Raw genomic sequence first — 23281 nt, forward strand, 5'->3', positions numbered from 1 at the left:
GCCATCAACTGCGCAGCCAGTGTGCGCAGTTCGTCCGGGCTCAGGGCATCGAGGTTGGTGGGTAGGTTCATGCGGCGAGTCTGCCAGAACCCCAAGTCCTCTGGAAGGAAGCCAGTTTACGGCTTTGGGGGTATTACACGACCGTGATCGCGTGGTCGTGGGTGAGCGTCTGCCAAGGCAGCCCCGTCACCAGCGCACGCAATTGCTCGGGATTGAGCGCCGTGGCGATCGCCTGGTCGCCGTTCGTCCAGATGAAGCGCCCCTTGTTGAGGCGCCGCGCGGCCAGCCAGATGCCGAAGCCGTCGTAGACCAGCACCTTCATGCGCGTCGAACTCTTATTGGCAAACAGGTAGGCGTGGTGGGGGCGTGCCGCGCCGAACACCTTGACGACCCGCGCGAGGATCGTTTCGGTACCGGCGCGCATGTCCAGCGGCTCCACGGCCAACCAGATCGCGTCCACCCGAATCAACGCAACCACCCTTGCAGCCACTGGGCGCACTGCGCTGCGGCCGATCCCGGCCAGCGAAGACTGATCGTCGTCGCGCCACGGCGGACTTCGATCTGGATGTCCGGCACGGCAGTGGTCGGCTCGCCGATCCGCAACGGGATGAACTCGCCTTGCGGCACCCTCATCAACTCGCGGTCCTCAGGCGCGCCATTCTTTGCTTCCTGCTCGGCGACCCAGCGCCGCAGCAGATTCGCATTGAGGCGATGGTGCAGGGCTATCGCCGCGATCGAAACACCCGGCTGCATGCACTCCTGCACTGCCTTGGCCTTGAACTCGGCGCTATGCCGACGTCGGCGCCGTATTGGCGCGCTCTCTTCGATAGTGTCCACGTGTCCACCTAGAACTAGATGGACACGATGCTCCTTGCTACGCGGGTCCCCTTCAAGACGGGTTCACCGGGTGCTTACCGTCATGCAGCACGAATCCGTATCAGATCGCCAAGCGCATCGGCGTCGCCCATTACAGGGCAGGAACGCTACTGAATCAGCAAAGGTGGCTGGTTGGTGCGCTGAGAGGCAGCTGGAGTTGACGAGACAGTCTTTCTGAGAGAGCTAACGGAACACGTTGAATCCCATCTACCGGGCTTGCAGAAACGTGGCAACCGAAAAAAATGGAGAGGGGCTATAGAGGGGAGCTCTTCACGGATAGGTTCGGTTGCCTCGTGGGTCAAAGGTGCGTTTGCCGTTCGCCCCCACATGGAGAACCTTCAACGGCAACAAGTCCTCCAGGTCTTCTGGCGTCATGAATTGTGTCCATCAAAATAGTGATGGACACAATCATCTGCCGCCTCCCGACTGGGGGCTACGTTTGGCTAAATTCGCGCTTACGTTGTACGTTTGCGTACGCCTTAGTACGGCAGCATCTCCCATCAGTACATTCAACGCGATGCCATGCGCTACAATGCGCGCATGTCACGTGCAACCCTAAGCATCTCGCTTCGGGCTGTGTTGCTGCTTCTTATCGTGTTGCTGCAGCTGCTGAGCCCACTTCTGCACGGCCATTTCGGAATTCCGAAACAGACTGGCCTGCACGTGCACACCGCGCTTTCTGGCGCGGTTGATTCTCATTTTCAATCCCTCGGATCTTCCCATCATCGAGCCTCCGCGCATGAGGGGTATGCTCTTGATCGCGAGCTGGCTCTGACGAGCAGGGAACCCTTTGAGGTTGATGTAGAGCCCTCGATCGGTCCATCGGATCTCGCCGGATTTCTTTGGGCTGCTGCGGGGCCTGGGTTATCGGCACTCACCTTTCTTCTGCTGGCAGCGCTTGCCTGTTCAGCCATATCACGCCCAGTCTTTCGGCCAGCACCAATTCGCGCGCGCTGGCGCGATCGCATCAATCGAACGCCTCCAGCGCAGGCTCCCCCACCGGCCTGCTGATCCTAAGCAGGCGGACGGCACGCGCGTCACGGTGCAGCAGAACACTCGTTGAGTTGATCTGCAACAGCCCCATCACGCCCACCGTAGCGATCATGAATTCGTTAGGAGCATTGGCTTCTGACCCATCACGTTCGCTCGACGCCACAAGGCGGTAGCTGCATTGCTATCCGCTGGCCATCCACTGTTCCTACATTCTTGTTCGCGTCGCCTCGAAGCGCCACGCCGCAGTCGGTGTTCGTGCCGCTTCGGGAGGCGACGCAGTTGGAGGATGACGCCGACAGCGTTGCCTTCGTGGATTGGAGTCAGGCATGTTTCTCAAACGAATTGTGGTGGTTGGCGCATCGATTGCACTGACCGCATTTCCTGTGCGTTGGGCTACTGCTCAACCGGCGGCACAGGCAGTGTCTCTGTCGGCCGAACAGGCGCGCGCACTGGGTGTGCGCTTTAGCTCGGTCGCAGCTTCTGGGGGCTTGGAAGTCGGCACCCACGCACGTGTCGTGTTCAAGCCGGATGCGCAATATGTGGTGGCGGCTCCGTACGCGGGCGTGGTGCCTCGCGCGCTGGTGTCACTGGGGCAGACCGTCCGCCCGAGTCAACCGCTGGCGAGTTTCCTGAGCCCGCAGCTCTTTGAAGCGAGCCGCGCGCTCACGGAGGCCAACTCGCAGGCGCGTTTGGCGCAGCAATCGCTCGCCCGCGATAAGGCGCTCTTTGATGACGGCATCATCGCCGGAAGCCGCTGGCAGGCAACGCAGGCGCGGGCCGCTGAGGCCAACGCCATGGCCATGGCGCGCCGGGCCGAACTGGCTTCCGCAGGTATCGCATTCGCTGGCGCGGGCGGCGAAGCGCAACTGATCGCGAATCATGGCGGCGTGGTGTCGGAGGTCAACGCTGTTCCGGGGGCGCGAGTTGAAGCGGCCGCGCCGCTTTTCCGGATCGTTGACCCGGCTGCGCTGGAGCTGGACCTGCTGGTTGGCCGCGATGTGCCTGTGCCAACCATAGGCGACCGCATCGAGATCGTGGCGCGTGGTGCAAGCGGTACGGTCATTGGCGTTGCGCCTTCGGGTGACGGTACGGCAGGGGTGCGCGTGCGGGCGTCGCTGGAGCGCTGTGGCGATCTGCGTGCCGGCGAGAGCGTCAACGTCACGCTCAAGCTGCGCGGCGCTACCGGCGCGGGCGCCTCGGGGCTGGTGCGGGTTCCGGCGGCCGCGTTGGCCTACGTGTCCGGCGTTCCGGGCGTGTTTGTCGCCACCGACAAAGGCTTCCGCTTCCAGGAGGTCGCCGTTGCCAGTACGGATGACGCCGTCGCTGTCGTGCGCGCCAATCTGCCCACAGGGACACGCGTAGCGGTTGCGGGCGTCGGTGCACTCAAGGGCTTGCTGGCGGGAGAACAATGATGCTGTCCCGCCTGATTGAGTTTTCTTTGCGCCAGCGTGTACTGGTGCTGATCGCGGCCGGCGTGCTTGCTGCCGCTGGCGTCTGGGCTTACCTGAACCTGCCGATTGATGCGTTTCCCGATATCTCGCCGACGCAGGTCAAGGTCGTGCTCAAGGTGCCGGGCATGACGCAGGAAGAAGTCGAGCAGCGTGTCTCGACGCCCATCGAGCAGGAACTGCTCGGCCTTCCGCATAAGACGATCGTGCGCTCGGTGTCCAAATACGGCATCAGCGACGTGACGGTCGATTTTGAAGAGGGTGTGGACGTCTACTGGGCACGCCAGCAAGTGTCGGAGCGCCTGGCAGGTCTTGCCCGCGACCTGCCGTCGACAGCCGTGGGTGGCCTAGCGCCGATCACCACGCCGCTGGGCGAGATGTTCATGTTCACCGTGGAGGGCGACGGCTACTCGCTGGCGGAGCGGCGCCGAGTGCTGGACTGGGTCATCCGGCCGGCGTTGCGCACCGTTCCTGGCGTGGCCGATGTCAACGCATTGGGTGGCGAGGTCCGCAGCTATGAGGTAACGCCCGATCCGGCACGCTTGCGTGCACGGGGGGTGACGCTGGAGCAGCTGCGCCAGGCGCTGGATGCCAACAATCGCAACGATGGTGCGGGCCGGCTTGATCGCGGTGACGAGCACTGGGTGGTCCGCGTGGAAGGCGGCGTGCGCGGGCTCGACGATCTGCGAGCGATTGTCGTGGTGCCAGCGCAGAGTCCGGCGTCCAACCCTGCCGTCACCGTGGGCGATGTGGCCACCGTGCAGCTGGGTGAGGCGACCCGCAACGGCGCCGTCAGCAAGGATGGCAACGGTGAGGTAGTCGAAGGGCTGGTGCTGGGCCTGCGCGGCAGCGATGCCCGCAAGCTGGTCGAGGCGGTACAGGAACGGTTGGACACGCTTGGCCCTCAACTGCCCAAGGGCATGTCGGCACACGTGTTCTACAACCGTGGCGAGCTGGTGACACGCGCAGCCAACACGGTGGTGCGTGCGCTGATTGAAGCCAGCGTGTTGGTGGTCATCACGCTGTACCTGTTCCTGGGCGGTGTGCGGGCGGCGCTGGTGGTGGCGGCCACGCTGCCGCTGTCGATGCTGGCGACCTTCCTGCTGATGCGCTACGTGGGCCTGACCGCCAACCTGATGAGCCTGGGTGGACTGGCCATTGCTCTGGGCATGCTGGTGGATGCGGCGGTCGTTGTGGTGGAGAACATTGAGACCGCCATGGCGCGTGCCCAAGACCACAAGACCGATCCAGCGCTGCGCGGGGCCGTGATCCGTCACGCAGTGGCTACCGTTGCGGTGCCGATGCTCTCCGGCGTTTCCATCATCGCCATCGTGTTCCTGCCGCTGTTGTCATTGCAGGGGCTGGAGGGCAAGTTGTTCGGGCCGGTGGCGCTGACCATCATGCTGGCACTGGCCTCGTCTGTGGTGATCGCCTTTACGGTCGTGCCGGCGTTGGCCTCCATGCTGCTGCTCGCGCATGCGGATGAGGCGCCTTGGCTGATGCGCAAGGTGGCGGGTGGCTTTGCCCGCCTGCAGGCCTGGACCACGGCGCGCCGCCGCATCGTGTTTGGCGTGGCGGGGGCGGCGCTGGTCGTGGCCGTGGTGCTGTACATGTCAGTCGGCAAGACGTTCATGCCGACCATGGACGAAGGCGATCTGATTGTGCTGTTGCAAAAGGCGCCGTCTGTTTCCCTGGCAGCATCGCTGGACCTGGACCAACGCGTGCAGCAAACGCTGCTCAAAGAGGTGCCCGAGATCCGCTCCATCGTGGCGCGCACCGGCTCCGACGACCTGGGCCTGGACCCGATGGGTCTGAATGAGACCGACACCTTCCTGGTGCTCAAGCCCAAGGACCAGTGGCGCGGCAGCAAGGAGGACATCGCGACAGCCATTCGTCACGTGATGGAGCGCTTTCCCGGCGTGATCTATGGCTTCACGCAGCCGATCGAGATGCGCGTGTCGGAGATGCTGACCGGTACGCGCGGGGATATCGCCATCAAGCTCTTCGGCAGCGATCTCGCCGCTATTGACGCGGCCGCACAGGCCATTGCTGCCAAGGTGCGCTCCATCCGTGGCGCCGCCGAGGTGATCGCGCCCAGCAACAGTGGTGTGCAGTACCTGAAGGTCTCGCTGGATCGCGCGGCAGTCGGCCACGCTGGCTTTACCGGAGATGCCCTGCAAACGCAGTTGCGAGCCCTGATCGAAGGTGACCGGATTGGCGTAGTGCCCGAAGGCATTATGCGTACACCGCTGATCCTGCGCGGCGGAGCGGGCCTGCGCCAAGCGCCGGAGAACCTCACCGGCCTCCTGGTGACGGCGCCAGATGGCAAAACTTGGCCGCTCTCGTCTCTGGCCCGCATCGAACGCGTGGACGGGCCGGTGCGCATCAATCATGAAGACGGAGCCCGGTTTGCTGTGATCCAGGCCAACGTTGAAGGCCGGGATCTGGCCGGCTTTGTGCAGGAAGCACAGGGTGCGGTTGGCAGCATCAGCACGCTGCCGAAAGGACTGCGTGTTGTCTGGGGCGGCCAGTTCGAGAATCAGCAACGTGCGGCGGCGCGTCTAGCACTGGTCGTGCCGCTGGCCTTGGGCGCCATCTTTCTGCTGCTGATGCTCACGTTCCGCTCGGTGCGGCAGGCGGTGCTGGTCGTCGCGAACATTCCGTTTGCCCTCGTAGGCGGCATCGCCGCGCTGCGGATATCGGGCGAGTACCTGTCGGTGCCGGCCTCCGTCGGCTTTATCGCGCTGCTCGGGATCGCGGTGCTCAATGGTGTGGTGCTGGTCTCGCACTTCAACACCTTGCTGGAGTCGGGCTCAAGCATGGCGGAAACCGTGCGTGTGGGCGTGCAAGACCGCCTGCGGCCGGTGCTGATGACAGCCTGCATTACCGCACTGGGAATGATTCCGCTGCTATTGGCCAGCGGGCCAGGGTCGGAGATTCAACGCCCGCTGGCGATCGTAGTGTCGGGCGGGTTGCTTTCTTCGACGGCACTGACGCTGCTCCTGCTCCCCTTGCTGTTTGAACGCTTTGGTATGCCCCGGGCCCGGACGGCCGACGGGCAGGGAGATTTGCAATGAGGTTGAACATGTTTCGCTTCGCATTGGCCGGAGCCGGCGTGATGCTGCTTTGCGGCACCGCCGCGCAAGCGCAGAACACGCCGGGCTACCTACCCGCTGAGAGCTCGGTGCGTGAAGCGGTGGCGCAATCGCCCGAGGTGATGACGGCCGAAGCCCGGCGCGATGCCACGCTGGCCCGTGCCGAAGGCATTCGAGCGGGGACGGCCGAGACTGTGGTGAGAGCGATCGGACAGGGGCGTCAGGTCCGAGATCCATCTGAGCGACATGCCGAAGGGCAGATCGCCGTGGAGCGGCCGTTGAGGCTGTGGGGCAAGGCTCAAGCCGATGGCCAGCTTGCTGATGCGGCGGCCGAGGCTGGGCAACTTGCGGTGAAGGACGCACGCCACGAAGCATCGCGGCAGATCCTCTCGCTGTGGTTTGCTGCTGTGCGGGCAGGGCAAGCACGCCAGGCCGCTCAGGAGAATGCCCGGGCTGCGGCCGAGTTGGCGACGCTGACGGCCCGCCGGGTCCAGTTGGGTGACGCTTCGCGCTTGGACGGTGAACTGGCAGCAGCTGACCAGGCTCGCATGCAAGCCGCACTGGCGACGGCCGCTGCAGCCGAACAGGCCGCGCAGGCGGAACTGCAGGCCCGTTTTCCGGGGTTGCCCCGGCCCATGATGGCCGCTGACACCGCGCTGCCTGTGTTGCCGCAGGACCCACCGGAACGATTGCGCACGCAGTACATACAGGACAGCCACGAGTACCGGCTTGCCATGGCGGAAGAGGTGCAGGCACAGCAGATGGCCAAGCGTGCAGATCTGGAGCGCCGGCCCGATCCCACCGTCGGCATGTTCGTATCGGTGGAGCGTGGTGGTGCGGAACGCATCATGGGAGTGAGCGTGGCGATGCCGCTCGGCTCTGCGCATCGCCGTACTGCCGCAGCAGCGGCCGCGGCCGATGCGGAAGCTGCAGCTCGCCGCAGACTCGGTGCAGAACGACGCCTGGGTGCGGAATTCGACGTGCTCTATCGTGACTTGCAAGGCAAAGGGGGAGCCGCGCAGGCACAGATCGAAGCGGCTACGTTACAGAGATGCGCAGCCGATCGCGCCACCCGCGCGTTTCGCGCCGGCGAGTCCGGCTTGACCGAGCTGTTGGTGGCACGCCGCAGCCTTGCCGACGCAGTGTTGGCCGAGCGGCTCGCTCGGGTGAACGTACTGGAGGCGGACAGCCGGCTCCAGCTGGATCTGCATCGCATGTGGGATTTCGATGACTGATCTTGAGCAACACCTTACATGCCCCATGAATAGATAGCGATAACCATCAACGTGGGTGCGTTCGCAACGACCGAAGCAGCGGCGTACTCCACGTGTCCTAACGTAGATGAATCATGCGACATCCCGAAGACCTCGATCTCAAGATCGACCTGGATACCGAAGACAGTGCGACCAACCAGGCAGCCGCACGGCGCACCACGCTGGTGAGCGTGGGCGTCAACCTGAGCTTGACCGTTGCACAAGTCGTGGCGGGCATCCTGGCCGGCTCCCAGGCGTTGGTGGCCGATGCCATCCACTCGTTGTCCGATTTGATCTCGGACTTCGTTGTGCTGTTTGCCAGCCACCACAGCCAGAAAGGACCGGATGCAACTCACCACTATGGCCACCAGCGCTTCGAGAACGCCGCGTCGCTAGTGCTCGGCTTGCTATTGCTGGCCGTCGGCGTCGGCATGCTTTGGAATGCAGTGGTGAAGCTGGAGCACCCCGAGGCCATTCAGCCAGTCAAGCTCATCGGCCTGTGGGTCGCTCTCGGGGCGCTGGCGGCAAAGGAGCTGCTGTTCCGCTACATGCTGGCCGTTGCCGAGCGTGTGCGCTCCAGCATGCTGGTCGCCAACGCCTGGCACGCACGCTCGGACGCCGCCTCGTCGCTGGTGGTGGCGCTCGGCATTGTGGGCAATGTGTTCGGCTACCGCCTGCTTGATCCTGTGGCTGCCCTGATCGTCGGCCTGATGGTGACGCGCATGGGTTGGCACTTCGGGTGGGAGGCGCTGCACGATCTCATGGACCGTGCCGTCGACCAGGAAACCGTTGAGGCGATCCACCAAACGATGCTGGAAACGCCGGGCGTGCACGGCGTACACGACGTCAAGACCCGCCGCATGGGCGACATGATCCTGGTCGATGTCCACCTGGAAGTCGATGCGCGTGCCAACGTGAGACAAGGCCACGACATTGCATTGGAAGCGCGGCGCCGCGTCATGCTGCGCCGCGATGTGCTCAACGTAATGACCCACGTGGACCCTGTGGAGGCACCGACCTAAACGTGTTTTCCTTTTTGATCTGCAACAACTGTTTTCCGTATCGCGGCGGCGATCGATCAGAAGTCGCTGCTCCGTAACGGGGCATGCGAGTACATAGATGTTGTACTGCGCAGCCATGATTCACACACTCCAATTTCTAGGTGGTTTTATGCGCTCTGAACAGAAGTACTCCCTTGCCATGCGATCCCTGCATTGGCTGGTATTCCTGGCCGTCACGATTGCCGTGGTGGCGATCGAGATCCACGACTTTTTTCCCAAAGGCAGCACCGCGCGCACCGCGGCATTTGCGGTTCATCAGACCGCGGGGCTGTCCGTGCTCGCGTTGATGGTGCTGCGTTTATTTGTCCGCTGGGGAACCCAGCCGCCGGCACCGGTCCCTGGCCCACAACTGCTGCAGCGTGCAGCATGCCTCACGCATGGCGTGCTCTACCTGTTGATGGTCGGGATGCCCATTCTTGGCGTGCTGGCGCTGGCCTGGGGTGGTAAGCCGATTCAGCCGTTCGGGCTGACTTTGACGCTCCCCCTTTTGCAGGACAAGAGCTTGGCGAGCCTCAGCAAGGAGGTGCATGAGTCAGGTGCCACGCTCGTGTACATCTTTGTTGGGCTGCATGCGGCCGCAGCGCTCTGGCATGAGTTCATGCTGAAAGACCGATTGTTGCGTCGCATGATCTAGCGCAGCAAACGGTTCTTCCAGGTCGCTATTCGTGCAGGCCCATCGTTCATGGAATCCGGCTTCCGTCATCTCAATATAGCGCTGCTCGCTGTCTCGGCCGCGACGCTGGCGGCCGGATTGTTGGCGCGCTACCTGCGGGCCGACCAAGATAAGCCGACCCGCTATCATAAGCCTCTCGGTGATGAAGGCGGCGCTTGTTATTTCGTTTGGTAATTAGGCGTCAGGCCGGTTTTGGCCGCTGGCCAGCGCGTCCAACTGGCGCTTTCTTCAACACATCTACCAACCGGCGCGTCGTTGCCGCCTCGGTCTCGGCGCGCTCAGCGCGTCGCAGCGCTTCCTGCAGCTGCAACTGAGTCTGCGCCAGTTGATCGGCCGCCGCGCGCAGCTGAGCCACGGCGGCGTCTGCCTGCTGCTGCGCCCCGCCCAGTTCCGCGCGCAAGGCGCCGATCGCGTTGGCGTGCTGAACAGCCGCCTGCTGTATCTCGGCCCGAGTGGCCACAAGCTGCGCGCGCAGTTCTTCCGCCAGCTTCTCGCTCTTCTGGCGAGCGGTACGCTCCTGGTCGATCTCGCGCAGTGCTCGCTTCTCGTGACTGGCCGCGCGCATGTCGGCTGCGTCAGCACGTTCCCGTTCACGCTCAAGCTGAGCGCCGAACTCGGTCCGCAGCTCCGTCAACTGCCGTGTCGCTTCATCCAGTTGCCGGCGGGCCTCCTGCAGACGGGCATCGGTCGCGGCATGGGCTTGGCGTTCGGTGGACAGCGCCTCCTGCTGCTCCGTGAGCTGTGCGCGAACGGCATCGAGCTGCGTCTGGGTCGCTGCCGTCGCCTGCCGGGCAGCTTCCGATTCGGCGGCCGCCTGGTCACGTGCCGTCTCGGCAGCGTGCACCTGGTGGCGCGCTTCGGCCCGTAGCGCGGCAAGTTCACCGGTCGCGGCCGACGAGGCGGCCTGCCAGATCGTCAGCACGGCCTCGGCCGCGACCTGCTTCATGGCGTCGGGGAGCTCCGGGTGGTCGATCTTGACGCGCGTCTTTTCCCGCAAGTCCTGCCAGAAGCGGTTCAGCACGTCGGTCGGCGTGCTCATGCTGCCCTTGCGCACCAGGCTGTAGAGCTTGTTGGCCGTCGGCGTGACGCCGTAGCGAAAAAACAGCAGCGCACAGACCTCCCGGTAAAGCTCGCGGGTATCGGTGAAACGGCCGCGCAGCGCGGCGATATCGGCTTGCAGGGCTTGGTCTTCCACAGTGGAAGCGGGGTCGAGCGTCATGGTCGCGGGCTTTGTTTGCGTCTTGGAAGTAAAATAATACAACGTAAACCGATTGATTCCCTATTATCCGCCGCAGTCTTTAGACATAATGGCGCTTCTGTCTAGTGATCATGTCACAGTGGCCCGGCCTAACGCGTCTCGCTCAAAGTGACTTGGCGGACAGTTGATTGCGCGGCGTTCAATCACTATGATTGGTTTTTAATCACAATGATTTGCCTGTGCTATAGCCGATGAGCCTCAACATGCCCTCCCCAATGAAAGACACTGCCTGGGATCGCCTTGAGAACGCCATCAAGGAGGACCGTCCCCTGCAACCGATCCGCAAGCTCGTCATCAGGGGCTCGGTCGATGTGGTGTTCCGGCGCGCGGACACGCCCGCACTCGTGGTAGCCGGTGAAAGTGCCGACGCGGTGGCGGCGGTCCGGACCGAGTACAAAGGCGACAAGCTGGTCATCGAGCGCGAAGGCGTATCGATCAGCTTTGGCAGCGGCCACATGACTTTCCACGGCACGGTCGGCTCGGTGGTGATGGGCGACATCGTGAACGGCCAAGCCACCGGGCAGACGGTTTCGCTTCGCCAGCCTCGCGCGGTGGTGAGCCTCGCGCTGCCCGAGTCCCCCGCGGTCAAGATCAAGGGCAGCGGCGACGTCACCTTGCTCGATCTGCGGCAAGATGCCCTGGACCTGGAGATTCAGGGTTCGGGCGACATCACCGTCTCCGGCGAGGTCACCCGCCTGCACGTGCAGGTCGCGGGCTCCGGCGATGTCGATGCCAGCGAGCTGATCGCCGAGTCGGCCGACCTGTCAGTAGCGGGTTCCGGCGACATCGAGGCCTTCGTGCGCTCCGACGTGCGCGCCCGCGTCGCGGGCTCCGGAGACATCGTCGTGCGGGGCAACCCGCCGCGCCGGGACGACCGGGTGGCCGGCTCCGGCAAGATCAAATTCCGCTGACGGCGCCGGGCACTTCGCCCGACTGTATTGACCCGATTTCAGGAGGACGCCATGTCCAAGACCGAAACCCGCGTATTGACCGCCCACGTCCCGGTGCCGCTGGCCGAAAAGGTTGACCAACTGGCCGACCGCCTCGAACGCTCGCGCGGCTGGATCATGAAGCAGGCGCTGTCTGCCTGGATTGCCCAGGAAGAGGAGCGCGATCGCCTCACCCGTGAGGCACTGGCCGATGTGGACGCCGGCCGCGTCATCGGTCACCAAGCGGTGCAGGCCTGGGCGGACAGCCTGGGCACCGGTGAACCGCTGGCGGTGCCGCGCTGATGGAACTGCAGTGGACTGGAAAGGCGCAGGAAGACCTCGCACGCCTGTACGAGTTTCTCGCCCCGGTGAACCAGCCAGCGGCAGCGCGCGCAGTGCAGGCGTTGATCAAGGCGCCAGAGACCCTGTTGACCAATCCGCGCGTGGGTGAGCAACTGTTCCAATTCGAGCCACGCGAAGTACGGCGCATCCTCGTCGGCCAGTATGAGATGCGCTACGAGATCCAGGGCGACACCATCTACGTGCTGCGGCTGTGGCACACCCGCGAAGACCGATAACAGGAGGCAAGACCATGCTGGAGTACCGGCTGACGCCGAACCATGCCGGCGTCGCGTTGTGGGGCGATTTCGCGGCGCTGGAACGGCTGCATGGTTTCATCCACTACGTCGTGCAGGAAAGCGTCTACATCGAGGACAAGGAGGGTTTTGTGCTCGGCCTCGCGTACGACGTACGCAAAGCCTACTCGGGGCAGCGCAGCGTCGACCATCGCGGCGACACCAAGGACGACCGCTGCCGCATTTACGGCGTCGAAGTCCTGTGGCCGGTGCTCCTGACCCAGGTCGGCGTGCTGCGCCAGGCCATGGCCTTCGTCCCGACCAACAAGCTCGACCAGGCGATCATGTTCGAGTTGGAGCACGTGGTCGAATCGGCAGTACGCGCCGCCACGCCGGTGTTGGCCGATGAAGTCATCCACCGCACACGGTCCGCCTCGAACGCGACCTACGTGCACCTGGAGAGCGTGCTCGATAGCCGCTGTCGGTACTTCATTGCGCTGCCGCCCAAACAGCGCCTCAAGATGCTGCCCAAGGTGATGGCGACATTCGATCCGATGTATGGATACCTGGCCAAGTCGGATGTCACGATGCGCCCCGATGTCATCCCGCCCACCGCCTTCATCGACAGCGATGAAGACTGGCCGGACTTCGAGTGGTGATGCACATGCAGTCCATTCCGGCTGACCTGACCGCACCTCTTCATTGATGACCCAGCTTGTTCCTTCGTTCAACGGCCCCGCACAGGCCATCGAGCAGTTGCGCATCCCGCCGGTACTATCGGGGGCCAACGGCGGCAACCGTGCGCGCGCAGGCACCCGCCAAATCACGGCGGACGATGATCTGTCCGCCGTTGCTGCGTGGCTCGCACGCTATGCCGCGGTTCCAGGCACGGTTGCGACCTATCGCAAGGAAGCCGAGCGCCTGATGTTGTGGGCGATCCTGCAGCACGGCAAGCCGCTGTCCTCGCTCACGCACGAAGACCTGTTGGTGTATGAGCGCTTCCTGGCCGACCCGCAGCCGGCATGGCGCTGGGTCATGGCCTCGCGCAAGAAGCTGGCGCGAACATCGCCCGATTGGCGCCCGTTTGCCGGCCCGCTGTCGCCCACGAGCGTGCGGCATGCGATGACGATCCTCAACGCGCTGTTCGCTTGGCTCGTCGAAGCGGGGTATCTGGCCGGCAATCCGTTGTCGCTCGCACGCCGGCGCGGCACCAAGGCGCCGCCGCGCGTGACGCGGTACCTGACGCACGACCTTTGGGATACCGTTCGAGCCACGATCGAGACGATGCCCGTCACGACCGAACGCGACCGGCTGCATGCGGCCCGTTGCCGGTGGCTGTTCTCGGTCTTGTACCTCGCCGGCCTGCGTGCGGCGGAAATCGCCAGTACGCCGATGGGCGCGGTGTTCTGCCGACGCGATGCCACTGGCGTCGAGCGCTGGTGGATCGAGGTCAAGGGCAAGGGCGACAAGACACGACTGGTCCCTGCCACCGACGAACTGATCGCGGAACTGGCACGCTACCGGCGCATCTGTGGCTTGCCGCCGTCGCCGCAGGCCGGTGAAACGCGCCCTTTGCTGCTGCCCGTGATCAGACCGGAAAAGCCGCTCTCGCGCGCGGCGATTCACTTGATCGTCAAAGAGGTGTTCAAGCTGGCGGCTGACCGGCTGCGGTCTCAGGGGCCTGAGTTCAACGTGCAGGCGGATCGGCTGGCCAGCGCATCGTCCCACTGGCTGCGCCATACCGCCGGCACCCACATGACCGACAGCCATGTCGACCTGCGTTTCGTGCGCGACAACCTCGGCCACGCGTCGCTCACCACGACCAGCATCTACCTGCACACCGAAGAGGATCTGCGCCACGCGGCGACGCAGGCGAACCACCGGCTGGGCTGGGGCACCTAAGCGTACCCAGGTAGGTACCGTAGAGGGACAGCCTGAGTCATCCAGCTTTGTCGTCGGGGTGCGTCCAATCCGACAAGGCGATCAACTCGTTCAGTTCGTCGTCTGGGATCGAGAGCAACCAGGCACGTAGCTCATCCTCATTCATCTCGACCGGGTTCTTGTCGAGGTCTACGATGCGCCAACGCAACCGCTCGCGGGCTTCCACGTTGAGCGGTGGCGGAAGAATCGGATGCGAGTGCGAACCGCTCGCACCCGATTTCGGCCTCAGACGGAACCCATAAAAGGTCTTCATTGCACTACCGACGGGCCGAGGTCAGTCCGTGAAACCGACCAGCCACTGATTGTCGTGGTCGAACAAGTAGGCCACCACGGTCCTATGCTTTTGGATCTGGGCCGCCTGCTTGGCGGCGCCGCGATAGTCTGCGAACACCTTGGCCAGGTCCGGGTTGGCACCATACCGATAGACCGTGACCCCGCGTTGGGACTCCATGGCATCGGCCAGGAATTCGTCGCTATCGGGCAGGTGCACGACGTAGCCCACGAACTTCGCGGACGCCGCAAAACCCATACTTTCGCGCATGGCCTCGGGGCTCGGTACCGCGCCAATGGCAGCCTCCACACGTTCTGTCTGACTGCCGCGCCGCTTGGCCTCACCCATGGTGAGTACCTCCGGACGGGCCGTCGAGCGGGAGGTAGCGCCCATCGGACGATTGGCTGCCGACGACGCCTTCGCTGCCAATCATGTCCTGCCACGCAAGGATGGAATCGGCCACCGCATCGGAGTCGCCCTTGAATGCGACGACCGACTCCCCGCACGTCGGGCACGGCCCGCCAAAGGCCGCATCGATACCGGCCAGGCCGCGCGTGCCCAGCGCCTCAAACTCGGCAAACGCCGTTTTGCAGCTGCCGCACACCAGCGTCTCCGGGCGCAGCGCCGCCAGTTTGGCGTGCGCTTGCGCCACCCGTTGTTCTTTGGTCCCGCGTTGTTTTGCTTGTCCCACCATTTCTCCCTTGTTGATACGGCCTGAGCCGGCAAAGTCAGAGCGCGGTCAGCGGGCCGCTATTCTTCAGGCATCCAGTAAAACTCACCCGCATCCACGTCTTCCAAGATACGCGGCTCCGGCGCTCCCTTCTGCTCGACCGAGACAATCGTGCCGTGTCCGTACATGCGTTGGCCGACCTTTGGAAACTCCACGATCGCGATCACGGGTACCGCGAACGATGTTTCTTGGTTGTAGGCGTAGGCGTCCCCTGAAACCTCAATCCTCAGAATATCCGGCACTTGATCTTCGGCGCAATGGCAGCGGCTTGAGGTCGCTCTCTTGACATCCGGGTAACCGACCAATCGCTGGATGGCGTGGATTCGGGAATTGGACGTGTCCTCGAAAACAAGTTCAGCCGCGTTGTGCATGCCGCCGATGGTGGTCAGCCAAAATGGCGTAATGCCGCTGGGTCGAAGCGCCAAGGAAACGTCTCGCCACTGCGCTTCAGTCACGGCAAGTCCGAGGTCCTCCGCGCGTGCGAGTCCCGCCGCATCGTCGAACAGGACATAGTGGGGCTTGCCATTCAGGGTGTCGAGATCCGTCGCGCGAAGCGACGCGTACGTTCGGTGGCCGAGGCAGGCAGCGAGGAGCTGATGCACTTGGCCGAGTTTGATTTTGGGAGCTTGCTTGACAAGGAGGGCGTGCGCGATGCCGCTCCAGCGGGAGAACTGGTCCATGGTTGTCTCTCAGAGCACAGCGAACGTTGAGCGTTTAGCGTCCGCCGCCTTTGACAATCATGCGACGCGGAAGGAAGAGATGAATTCGTGCCAGTTTAAGCCGCTCAAAACTTGGGCTGGGAGCCCAGGCGGCGATGCGCGCCCGTGATGATTCTGCCATTGGTCCGAACCAAACGCAAACGCAGTCACGAAGATGGCAACGATGGTCTGCCCTCGGGCGGATCTAAACGACTACTGCTCGATATAGGTGCCGAGCACCAGCACCTGTCCCGCCTCGGAAATCTCGAAAACGACGTTGCGACAGTTGAATTCAAAGCCGGTCCCATCGACGCCGTGCAGGTAGGAAACAACTCCGCCGCCTGCGAAGTGCACCGTATGGGACACGGTGTCGTAGAGGCGGATGATGCTGTGTTTCACAACCTTCGAGAGATCGGCGATGGTGACTGCGCGGATAGCCGGCGTCCGCCCGTCGATGTCACCGTCGCGTGAGCAGTGAACCGTGGCGACGCCTGGCAACGTGACCATGAAGCTACCGTCGGGGTAGTCCATCCGCTGCCCACCTTGGCAGTCGACAGCGGCGCGGGAATGTGGCGAAGGTGGGTCGGATCGGTCAGGCATGGAGGTCTCTCGAAAACAGGACGGAAATGCTGTTTATGCGATCAAGGCGCCCCGGAGATTCCGACAACGCTGAAGACCAGCAACGGCAGCAGCATCAACCCTCCGATTCCCATGAAGACATAGGCGATTGCACGCAATACACGTCGCTGTGCGGCCATAGAGCGCAGCGCCTCCTCATCCGTGGAGGCACCCGTATCAGTCATCCCCATGGAAGCGAGCAGGCTCGCGATCCCGAGTCCGAGCAGGACGATTGGGAGGTCGAAGTCAGCTGAGGAAATGCCTGTTTCCTGGCTGCGTCAAAGCATGGGGACCCCGCCGCCTGAGTACTGCTCCAGGACGCGCTTCGCACCACGTTCCAGCGCGTCTTGGCCGGCAGACAAGAGCTTGCGAGCTGTGCTCGCTAGACCCTCTTCTGCGCTATGCGCGACTTCGCCGACCTTCTGGGAGACTGTGTCCGCTACCTTGCCAGGCACCGCCGCCACACGGTCCCACGCCGCTTGCGCACGCTCGCCCAGCGTCAGCTCCGGCGCGAAGTGTGTGCGCCAGCGTAGATACCCCCATACTGAACTGAACTCGCGTCCGGTTTTCTCCAACGGCAGCGTGCCGTCCTTCAGATAGCGGTCCAAATCGATGCGATCCTGACCCATAACTGGTGGCGGTGGCGGCGCGACTTCACCCTTGCCGCCGTCAGAAACCGGCGCATAGCGCTCGATCGTTCCGCGCGGGTCCCGCTGGAGGTCCGCGCTCATCTTCTGCCACTCCGCCTTCCATCTGGCGTTCCACTCGGCATCTTTGCGCTTGAGGTCTTCCAGCCGGTTTTTTTCCCTCAGCTTCCAGACCCCTTCATTGGTGGCGCCCATTGGCTTGAACCACGCACGCGAGTCGTGCACGTAGTCGTCAAAGAACTTGACGATCCTCGGGTCCAACGGCGACGTGTCATTCCAATACTCTTTGACCTCTCGCCACTGTGCAACTTTGTCGCCCCATATGGCACGGTGGAGTCTGATCAACGCCTCAGCGGCCACACCTGACCTGCGGAATACCGCCGCCATCCAGCCATCTGAGTACAGGATGGAGTTTTCCATCTCCGACATCGTCTTGGCTTCTTCGCGCAATTCTTCGTTTGCGCCGCTCAGATCCTGTGCGCACTGAGCACTGTAATTCTGTGCTCGCCTGAAAAAGGGTTGGTTCTCAAAGGCATCGGGTCCGCTGCCCAGGCGCAGCCGACGCCAACGCAGGTACAAGCCGTATTGCACGTGTGCTGCGCCAGTAGTTCCTCCGCCCTTCTTTTTGATAAGCGGATTCACCGCATCAACGTACGCGTTGTAGTCCTTGATCAGTTGGGGCGAGATCTTGAGTGCATCCAGAACCCGAGGTGGAAGATCCGCTGACGGCTTCAACGGCACGCCGGCAGCAACGGCTTCCCGATACATCTTGGCAAGTGTCACTTGCGAGAGCTTGGTGCTGTCGTCGGGTGTTCCGTCGGCCCTGCAACCACGGCCTTGGTCCCCTGGCCGGTATGCCCCGCCCACATCCGTGTGGACGCCTGGATAGGCGATTTCGAGCAGATCCCTGGCGACCGCCTTGTCCAACGGGAACGAGCCACGTATTTCGTGTGAGGAAATCAAGTGGACCGTCCGATTGACATATTTCGGAATGCGTAGGAATTCCTCTTGGCCCCACCCGCCGTGGCCGGTGGAGAACATGGAGCTTTGGGCGAACCCCACGGACGCGACAGTATCCAAGATTCCGAGGAAATCGAAGCTCACCTCGACACCAGCCAGCGTCATACCTGGGTCGAACGCATCTTCCAGCCAGTTGCTGAACACCCGAGCTTCCGCCGCGCCGCGTGAGAATCCGAACACGTACAGGCGAATGCGCTGGAGCTTCGGCTTGCGGTCGGCGATGAGTGCCTTCAGCTTTTGCGAAAGGAACTCGCGCCGCCGTTGCAACTCCTGCTTGCGCGGAATGGCATTGGGAATGTTGTCCGCCGTGTCCAACGCGACGGCGAGCGTGCGCCCCGTCCCTGCGTCATTCAGTTGCTCCACTTCGTCTTTGATCTTCTGCGCCTCGTCGCGTGCGCCGGCTTCCGCGCGCTTATGTACAGGGAAGCTCAAATCGCCCGAGATTTTGCGAAGCACCTTCAGATCTTCGGTGCCCATCGCCCTACTCAGATCATCTCCGTAAAACAGCTGGTAAAGCGCATCGGTTAGTTTCAGCAATGCCCAATTGATGCGGGCTTCACCGCCCCAGCCCGCCATCAGCCCCGCCCGTGCGTCATAGCCGCGGCCGGTGTCGCCGATTTCTTTCTCGAACGGTGTCCCGATGCCGGGCACATAGAAGGCCACCTGATTTTTCTTCCGCTCAAAGATGTCGTACAGCCGCGCTACGTTACTGTGGGCGTGCTTGGGTGCGTCCCGATCCTTGTTGTTGTTGGTGCCATCGAAGAAGATCCCGATTCGCAATTCCTCGGTGCATTGCCCTGAGAAGGCCTCAATGTTGTTCGCCATGCACCGTCCCTTCTCGTCCAGCGTTAGGGCGAAGGGATTTGGCTGCAGTCGTTCGAGTTCGGCCATCTCATCGCTCCTGGCTGGATGACGCCATGCGCTCGGGATAGAACTTGGCGGCGCACGCCTTGTCCGCCATGCAAGCGTCTTCTGGATACTTCAGTCCGCCTGGAAATTTGGGATTGAGAGGCGTATAGCGCGAAGCAATGGCTCTTATCTTCTTGCCTGGGTAAAACGCTAGCCAAAGCGAACTTGGATCGCCGTCAGGATACGGCTCGACGGGGACCTGTGCCTTGTATGTCGCATCATGGTCCTTCCGGTAGAGCGTGTCGTCCTGCCATTCAACTTCTACTGTAAGACCTGGATGCCACTTGCGTGGCACACCGATTGCCCCTGCAACACCAAAACCCCCTGCATGGCGCTTCTCACTTCCTACCCAAACGCCGTTTACATAAACGATGTCGAGTCCCTCATCCATGTAGTTGAGCACTCGGACCTCAAGGCCGAGGTCTTCATCTTGCTGGGCAGCATTCGCCTGCTCCGCAGGCTTGCAGCCGGCGCTGAGCGTGGCCAACACCACCAACACGAGTGCCATCCATGTTCGAATTTTCATGACTGTTCCGTCGTTTCTTGCGACTGCAGCAAACCAGCTTCACTCAATGCACCGGCGACTACTCGAAAAACCACTGCGTCATGCGCGCCCGCGTTGAACTCGGGGCTATCCAGCGCCATCCGAATGCAGCTATGCGCCTGAGATGGTGTACCTGTTAGTTCTCCCCACCAATGCACGTTCGTCTGAATGAGTCTCAGCAGGCCATCCGGGCGAGCCAGCGCATCAAGACGATCCATCTGCTCCCGACTGAAGACATAGGGTTCGTCAGTCCGGTCGGCTGAAGCATCGTCAGGGTGACCGACAGCCTGCAACCTGCCATCGCGTCGGAAGTACCACCACCGCAACCCATTCAGGAAGCGCTCACGCTGCGCGTCATCAAACACCTGCAGCAGCGCATCCAACGAGCGGGTATCCGCGAAGCGGATCAGGAACGCCTTCCCCTCATGGTCCACAGCTTCCATCTGGTCCTGGAGGTGCGCGACTGGATCAAGAGCCGACGCGATGCGATGCAAGAAGCTCAGCATCGGCTTGCCCGAAGTCTCATTCAGAACGAACTCAAGGAACGTACGCCGTTCGGATTCTTCAACCGGTATGCGGACCACGGAGGGGGCGATTTCTGCCAAGCCGGGCCCGTCATAGCGCCCCTCGTAGAGTGACTGCGGATGCAAGCCCGGAAACCGCGAGCGTAGCCGCTGCGCGAAACCGGTATCGAACGCGTTGTCGACCAAGGCATACACGTTCGCCTCCGGCAATGCGCCAAAAAGTTGTGCCAGAGCGCTATCCGGGAAATCGTTCACCCAAGCAGGTTCATCCGAGCGTCTGCGTTGAATCTGGAAACGGGTTGCCATGGTGCCAATGACCTCGATGTCTGCTAAATCAGCCGTTCCTGCTACCGAGCGAATGACCGCCAGCCATTGCGCGCAACATGCATTCGACACAGATGCTCTGTGGAAACGCCGGCAACGGATACGACTGGTTCACCGGCCCATCAAAGGTGCGCTGCGCGGCCTTGTAGGTAATCGGCCCGGAGCACTCGACGGTGATGTTGCCGTCCTCCAGCGTAATGGCTGCACCGGCCGCCGTCGCCAGGCGAATCCGCTTGGCCGCCGCAAAATCCACGTTCATGTTGGCCGACACTAATTTCAGGTCATCCTTGGCCATGAGCTTCAGCGTGTCGTGCTGCGCCTGAACGTCGATGTTGCCCTGGCCGGCGGTCAGTTGCAGGCCGATGTTGTTGTCACCCGCCTTGGACAGGCCCGCCGCCACGCCGATCGCTTGCCCAGCGTGCATGCGCGCCTGTTTGCCGACGGCGATGTTGGTGTCCTGGCCGCTGCCCAGGGCGATGCTCTCGCCGTTGGCCAACTGCAGATCCTGACCGGCCACCATGACCAACCCGGCGCGGCCGTTCGCATGCACCATCGCCTCGCCCTGGTGTGGCACCTTGCCCGGCGTGCTGGTGTTGCCGGCGCTGGCATCCTGCTTCGCCGCATCGAGCGCCTTGCCGTCCACCATGCCGGCGGCGGCCTTCTCCTGCTTGGCCAGCGGCGCATTCTCGTCCTTCGCCGACGACAGGCCAGCGGTCTGATGGGTGACGGCCCCTTGGCCCAGCGATTGGGTGAGCGCCTTGGCCTGCTTGATGAGGGCAATGCCGGCGGCGTTGTCGCCTGTGGGCACAGCTTTGCCGCTGGCGGCGTCGCGGTAGGTGGTCAGCAGCAGTCCGGCCTGGCCGCGCACGGCGGCGTGGCCGTCGGTGCGCAGCTCGAAGCCCTGACCACGGAAGCTGCCGCGCCGGTTGTCCTGTTGGTGAACGAGGTGGCCAAGGTTGATCTGGCTGTGTAGCTGCGTGGTGGCAAGCTGCGTGCGCAACTGACCATCGCTGTCATCGAAGACGAGCTGGTTGTAGCCGCTGCCGCCGTGTTCGGCGCTCTTGAAGCCGGTGTGCGCAGCAGCGTTGCGGTGTCCGTCCGCGTCGGTGCCCATGCCGTGCCAGGCGGGGCTGTGGCCGCCCGCCACGTTACCCTGGGCGCTCGGGGCCGTATCGCTGCCTTGTTTGTAGAGTGCGGCCGTGTCCATTTGAGCTGCGGTTTGGCCGCCGGGCGTCGGCGCAACGCCGGCCTCGCCCTGACCGTTGTAGAGGGCACCAATGACGACCGGCTGGTCGACATCGTCTTCGCTGAACTTGACGAGCACTTCCTGCCCAATGCGCGGCAGCCATTGCCAGCCCATGCCGGAACCGGCCTGCCGCTGCGCGACGCGTACCCAGCGGCTGCTTCGGTCATCTGCACGCTCGCCTTGTTGCCAGGGAAAGCGCACGCGGATTTCACCTGCGGGGCTGGCATGGTGCTCGCCGTCTCCGCCGGCTTGGGTCTGGCCGTCCGGGCCGACCACGATGGCGCTGTGTACGCCTTGCGCGGTGGGCGCCGCGTAGAGACGGCCGCAATCGGGTTCAGTCACGGCCGGGCGCCAGGGCCGGCGTGCGTCGCCGGCGCGGAAGACGCCAGCGTAACCGTGCGCGCGTGCTGCTTTGAGCAGATCGCCAGTCGGCGTGCTGCGTTCGACGGGGCCTTCTGCTTCTTGGAAACCAAAAACGCCCGGGCCGGATTCCGGCGCGCTGGGCGGCGTATCGAATGCCAGCGCGGCATCGAGCCCGCCCAAACGCTGGCTGAGCGCGTTGTGCGTATCGACGGTCAGGTTGTTGATGCCGCAGTGCTCGACCAGATCCATCAACAGCGGATAGGCGCCTTCCACGTCTTGCGGCAGGTGCGGGCAATCCACCACCTGCAGACGCGTACCGCTGCGCAGCGTGCGCACCGTGCCTCGCCCCGAGAACAGCAGTGCGCGCGCCTCCAGGCTTTCCATGACCTGCTCGGCAATGCGCTGGGCATTGGCGGAATCCGGCGCCAGCGACGGGCTGATGGACAGATACGCGTCGGGGCTGCCGGCGCTGGTGGCAAAGCGCGCGGGCGCATGGGCACGCACGCTGTGCTTGCCTTCCGGGTCCCACGCGGCCACGGCAACGCCGCCGGCAGTTGTGCGGGTGTGGCAGGCCAGTTGCTGGATGGCGTCGCGCTCTTCCAGGCTGTGCGCGCGGTGGAAGCGGATGCCGCCGGCCGCAGCCGACTCCGTGTCTTCCGGCAGCTGCGTGCTGTCGGCAAAGATCACCAGCGTGTGGCCGCCGTGCGCCTGGTCGTCTTCCACCGTGGTGAAGCCGAGCCCCGCCTCGGCGAGAAGGCGTGTGACGAAGTGGTAGTCCGTCTCGCGAAACTGCGCGATGTGCGCGCGTGTACCGAAATCGCTCATGCGTGCTTCGGCACCGGCCGCGTAGCGCCACGAGGCGTACGGCTCGTACGGCGACAGCATCTGCTCAATGATGTCAGCGAGCGGCCGATTCTGGAACACCTGGCTGTGGCGCTGCTGCGTGGTCAGCCAGAACCATGGCACCACCGTCAGGCGATAGCGCGTGAGGCTGCCGTCCGCGCCGAGCTTCTCAGCCAGGCGGATCAGGCCCGTGCGCTTGGTCTGCGTACCATCGGCCAGCGTCGTGACCAGCGTGACCCGCTGGCCCAGCAATGATTTGAGCGCGATGCGCGCATTGGCGCTGACGGCCACCACGCGCCATTCGAACAGTTCGGACAGTGCCTCGCGACCGAGCCAGGCTTCCACCGCCAGATCCGCAAGCGGCCCGTCGCCTTCCAGCGTGTACAGGCGGCGTGTGGGGGCGAAGAGGTTCTGAAGAAGGGTTGTGACTTCCATGCGGCGA

23 protein-coding genes are annotated in these 23281 nt (G+C 63.4%); 11 read left to right on the forward strand and 12 right to left on the reverse strand.

All coding sequences use genetic code 11. From position 1 onward, the window contains the following. Nucleotides 1-133 precede the first annotated feature (133 nt). Together tnpB and tnpA are read right to left on the reverse strand one after the other, a co-directional pair. Entirely contained in the window at nucleotides 134-499 is a 366-nt protein-coding gene (gene tnpB, locus KHN96_RS00005) for an IS66 family insertion sequence element accessory protein TnpB (RefSeq protein WP_306303472.1), read from the reverse strand. Continuing rightward, the gene (tnpA, locus tag KHN96_RS00010) at nucleotides 466-837 is read right to left on the reverse strand and encodes an IS66-like element accessory protein TnpA (RefSeq protein ID WP_004633552.1); all 372 of its coding nucleotides are present in this window, start codon (nucleotides 835-837) and stop codon (nucleotides 466-468) included. The genes tnpB and tnpA overlap by 34 nt, the downstream gene beginning before the upstream one ends. Before the next feature lie 1358 nt (nucleotides 838-2195). On the opposite strand from tnpA, the gene KHN96_RS00015 reads away from it, so the two are divergent. From KHN96_RS00015 to KHN96_RS00040, 6 genes are all read left to right on the forward strand, one after another. Beyond that, complete coding sequence (locus tag KHN96_RS00015; RefSeq protein ID WP_017512748.1) at nucleotides 2196-3281, forward strand: efflux RND transporter periplasmic adaptor subunit; 1086 nt, start codon at nucleotides 2196-2198, stop codon at nucleotides 3279-3281. Next, entirely contained in the window at nucleotides 3281-6394 is a 3114-nt protein-coding gene (locus KHN96_RS00020) for an efflux RND transporter permease subunit (RefSeq protein WP_062739608.1), read from the forward strand. Before KHN96_RS00015 ends, KHN96_RS00020 begins: the two co-directional genes overlap by 1 nt. Next, on the forward strand, nucleotides 6391-7647 hold the full coding sequence (locus KHN96_RS00025) for a TolC family protein (RefSeq protein ID WP_062739609.1): 1257 nt from the start codon (nucleotides 6391-6393) through the stop codon (nucleotides 7645-7647). The genes KHN96_RS00020 and KHN96_RS00025 overlap by 4 nt, the downstream gene beginning before the upstream one ends. Before the next feature lie 113 nt (nucleotides 7648-7760). Continuing rightward, a complete protein-coding gene (locus tag KHN96_RS00030) occupies nucleotides 7761-8687 on the forward strand; it encodes a cation diffusion facilitator family transporter (RefSeq protein WP_017511440.1) in 927 nt (308 codons plus the stop codon). Nucleotides 8688-8835: 148 nt separating this feature from the next. After that, nucleotides 8836-9360, forward strand: coding sequence for a cytochrome b (locus KHN96_RS00035; RefSeq protein WP_049286305.1), 525 nt, complete (start codon nucleotides 8836-8838; stop codon nucleotides 9358-9360). A 48-nt stretch (nucleotides 9361-9408) separates the two neighbouring features. After that, on the forward strand, nucleotides 9409-9573 hold the full coding sequence (locus KHN96_RS00040) for a hypothetical protein (RefSeq protein ID WP_156174057.1): 165 nt from the start codon (nucleotides 9409-9411) through the stop codon (nucleotides 9571-9573). A gap of 7 nt (nucleotides 9574-9580) precedes the next feature. Here the strand turns inward: KHN96_RS00040 and KHN96_RS00045 are convergent, their stop codons facing one another. Next, complete coding sequence (locus KHN96_RS00045) at nucleotides 9581-10618, reverse strand: DNA-binding protein (protein WP_017515764.1); 1038 nt, start codon at nucleotides 10616-10618, stop codon at nucleotides 9581-9583. A 254-nt stretch (nucleotides 10619-10872) separates the two neighbouring features. On the opposite strand from KHN96_RS00045, the gene KHN96_RS00050 reads away from it, so the two are divergent. The 5 genes from KHN96_RS00050 to KHN96_RS00070 are packed head-to-tail and all read left to right on the forward strand — an operon-like array spanning nucleotide 10873 to nucleotide 14063. After that, entirely contained in the window at nucleotides 10873-11568 is a 696-nt protein-coding gene (locus KHN96_RS00050; RefSeq protein ID WP_017514033.1) for a GIN domain-containing protein, read from the forward strand. Between the two features lie 51 nt (nucleotides 11569-11619). Beyond that, on the forward strand, nucleotides 11620-11889 hold the full coding sequence (locus KHN96_RS00055) for a CopG family ribbon-helix-helix protein (protein ID WP_017514034.1): 270 nt from the start codon (nucleotides 11620-11622) through the stop codon (nucleotides 11887-11889). Then, nucleotides 11889-12164 (forward strand): type II toxin-antitoxin system RelE/ParE family toxin, encoded by a 276-nt coding sequence (locus KHN96_RS00060; RefSeq protein WP_017514035.1) that lies wholly within the window; start codon nucleotides 11889-11891, stop codon nucleotides 12162-12164. The genes KHN96_RS00055 and KHN96_RS00060 overlap by 1 nt, the downstream gene beginning before the upstream one ends. 14 nt (nucleotides 12165-12178) lie before the next feature. Then, entirely contained in the window at nucleotides 12179-12820 is a 642-nt protein-coding gene (locus KHN96_RS00065; RefSeq protein WP_017514036.1) for a DUF6904 family protein, read from the forward strand. 46 nt (nucleotides 12821-12866) lie between these two features. Next, nucleotides 12867-14063: a tyrosine-type recombinase/integrase gene (locus KHN96_RS00070; protein WP_017514037.1), complete on the forward strand. Its 1197-nt coding sequence runs from the start codon at nucleotides 12867-12869 to the stop codon at nucleotides 14061-14063. 37 nt (nucleotides 14064-14100) lie between these two features. Here the strand turns inward: KHN96_RS00070 and KHN96_RS00075 are convergent, their stop codons facing one another. From KHN96_RS00075 to KHN96_RS00115, 9 genes are all read right to left on the reverse strand, one after another. Beyond that, a complete protein-coding gene (locus tag KHN96_RS00075; RefSeq protein WP_017514038.1) occupies nucleotides 14101-14355 on the reverse strand; it encodes a hypothetical protein in 255 nt (84 codons plus the stop codon). Between the two features lie 21 nt (nucleotides 14356-14376). Then, nucleotides 14377-14721: a hypothetical protein gene (locus KHN96_RS00080; RefSeq protein WP_017514039.1), complete on the reverse strand. Its 345-nt coding sequence runs from the start codon at nucleotides 14719-14721 to the stop codon at nucleotides 14377-14379. Continuing rightward, a complete protein-coding gene (locus KHN96_RS00085) occupies nucleotides 14714-15064 on the reverse strand; it encodes a hypothetical protein (protein ID WP_038316601.1) in 351 nt (116 codons plus the stop codon). The genes KHN96_RS00080 and KHN96_RS00085 overlap by 8 nt, the downstream gene beginning before the upstream one ends. Before the next feature lie 59 nt (nucleotides 15065-15123). Then, nucleotides 15124-15783 carry a hypothetical protein gene (locus KHN96_RS00090; protein ID WP_017514041.1) on the reverse strand — a complete coding sequence of 220 codons (660 nt, stop codon included), beginning with the start codon at nucleotides 15781-15783 and terminating at the stop codon, nucleotides 15124-15126. A 231-nt stretch (nucleotides 15784-16014) separates the two neighbouring features. Beyond that, nucleotides 16015-16332, reverse strand: a complete 318-nt coding sequence (locus KHN96_RS00095; protein ID WP_017514042.1) for a hypothetical protein — start codon at nucleotides 16330-16332, stop codon at nucleotides 16015-16017. Nucleotides 16333-16697: 365 nt separating this feature from the next. Then, the gene (locus KHN96_RS00100) at nucleotides 16698-18977 is read right to left on the reverse strand and encodes a T6SS phospholipase effector Tle1-like catalytic domain-containing protein (protein ID WP_039376341.1); all 2280 of its coding nucleotides are present in this window, start codon (nucleotides 18975-18977) and stop codon (nucleotides 16698-16700) included. Between the two features lies 1 nt (nucleotide 18978). Further along, the gene (locus KHN96_RS00105) at nucleotides 18979-19521 is read right to left on the reverse strand and encodes a DUF3304 domain-containing protein (RefSeq protein ID WP_017513003.1); all 543 of its coding nucleotides are present in this window, start codon (nucleotides 19519-19521) and stop codon (nucleotides 18979-18981) included. Continuing rightward, the gene (locus tag KHN96_RS00110) at nucleotides 19518-20369 is read right to left on the reverse strand and encodes a DUF4123 domain-containing protein (protein ID WP_017513002.1); all 852 of its coding nucleotides are present in this window, start codon (nucleotides 20367-20369) and stop codon (nucleotides 19518-19520) included. Before KHN96_RS00110 ends, KHN96_RS00105 begins: the two co-directional genes overlap by 4 nt. Before the next feature lie 28 nt (nucleotides 20370-20397). Next, the gene (locus KHN96_RS00115) at nucleotides 20398-23274 is read right to left on the reverse strand and encodes a type VI secretion system Vgr family protein (RefSeq protein ID WP_017513001.1); all 2877 of its coding nucleotides are present in this window, start codon (nucleotides 23272-23274) and stop codon (nucleotides 20398-20400) included. Nucleotides 23275-23281: the final 7 nt, after the last annotated feature.

The sequence above is a fragment of the Ralstonia mannitolilytica genome (assembly GCF_905397375.1).
Taxonomy (GTDB): domain Bacteria; phylum Pseudomonadota; class Gammaproteobacteria; order Burkholderiales; family Burkholderiaceae; genus Ralstonia; species Ralstonia mannitolilytica.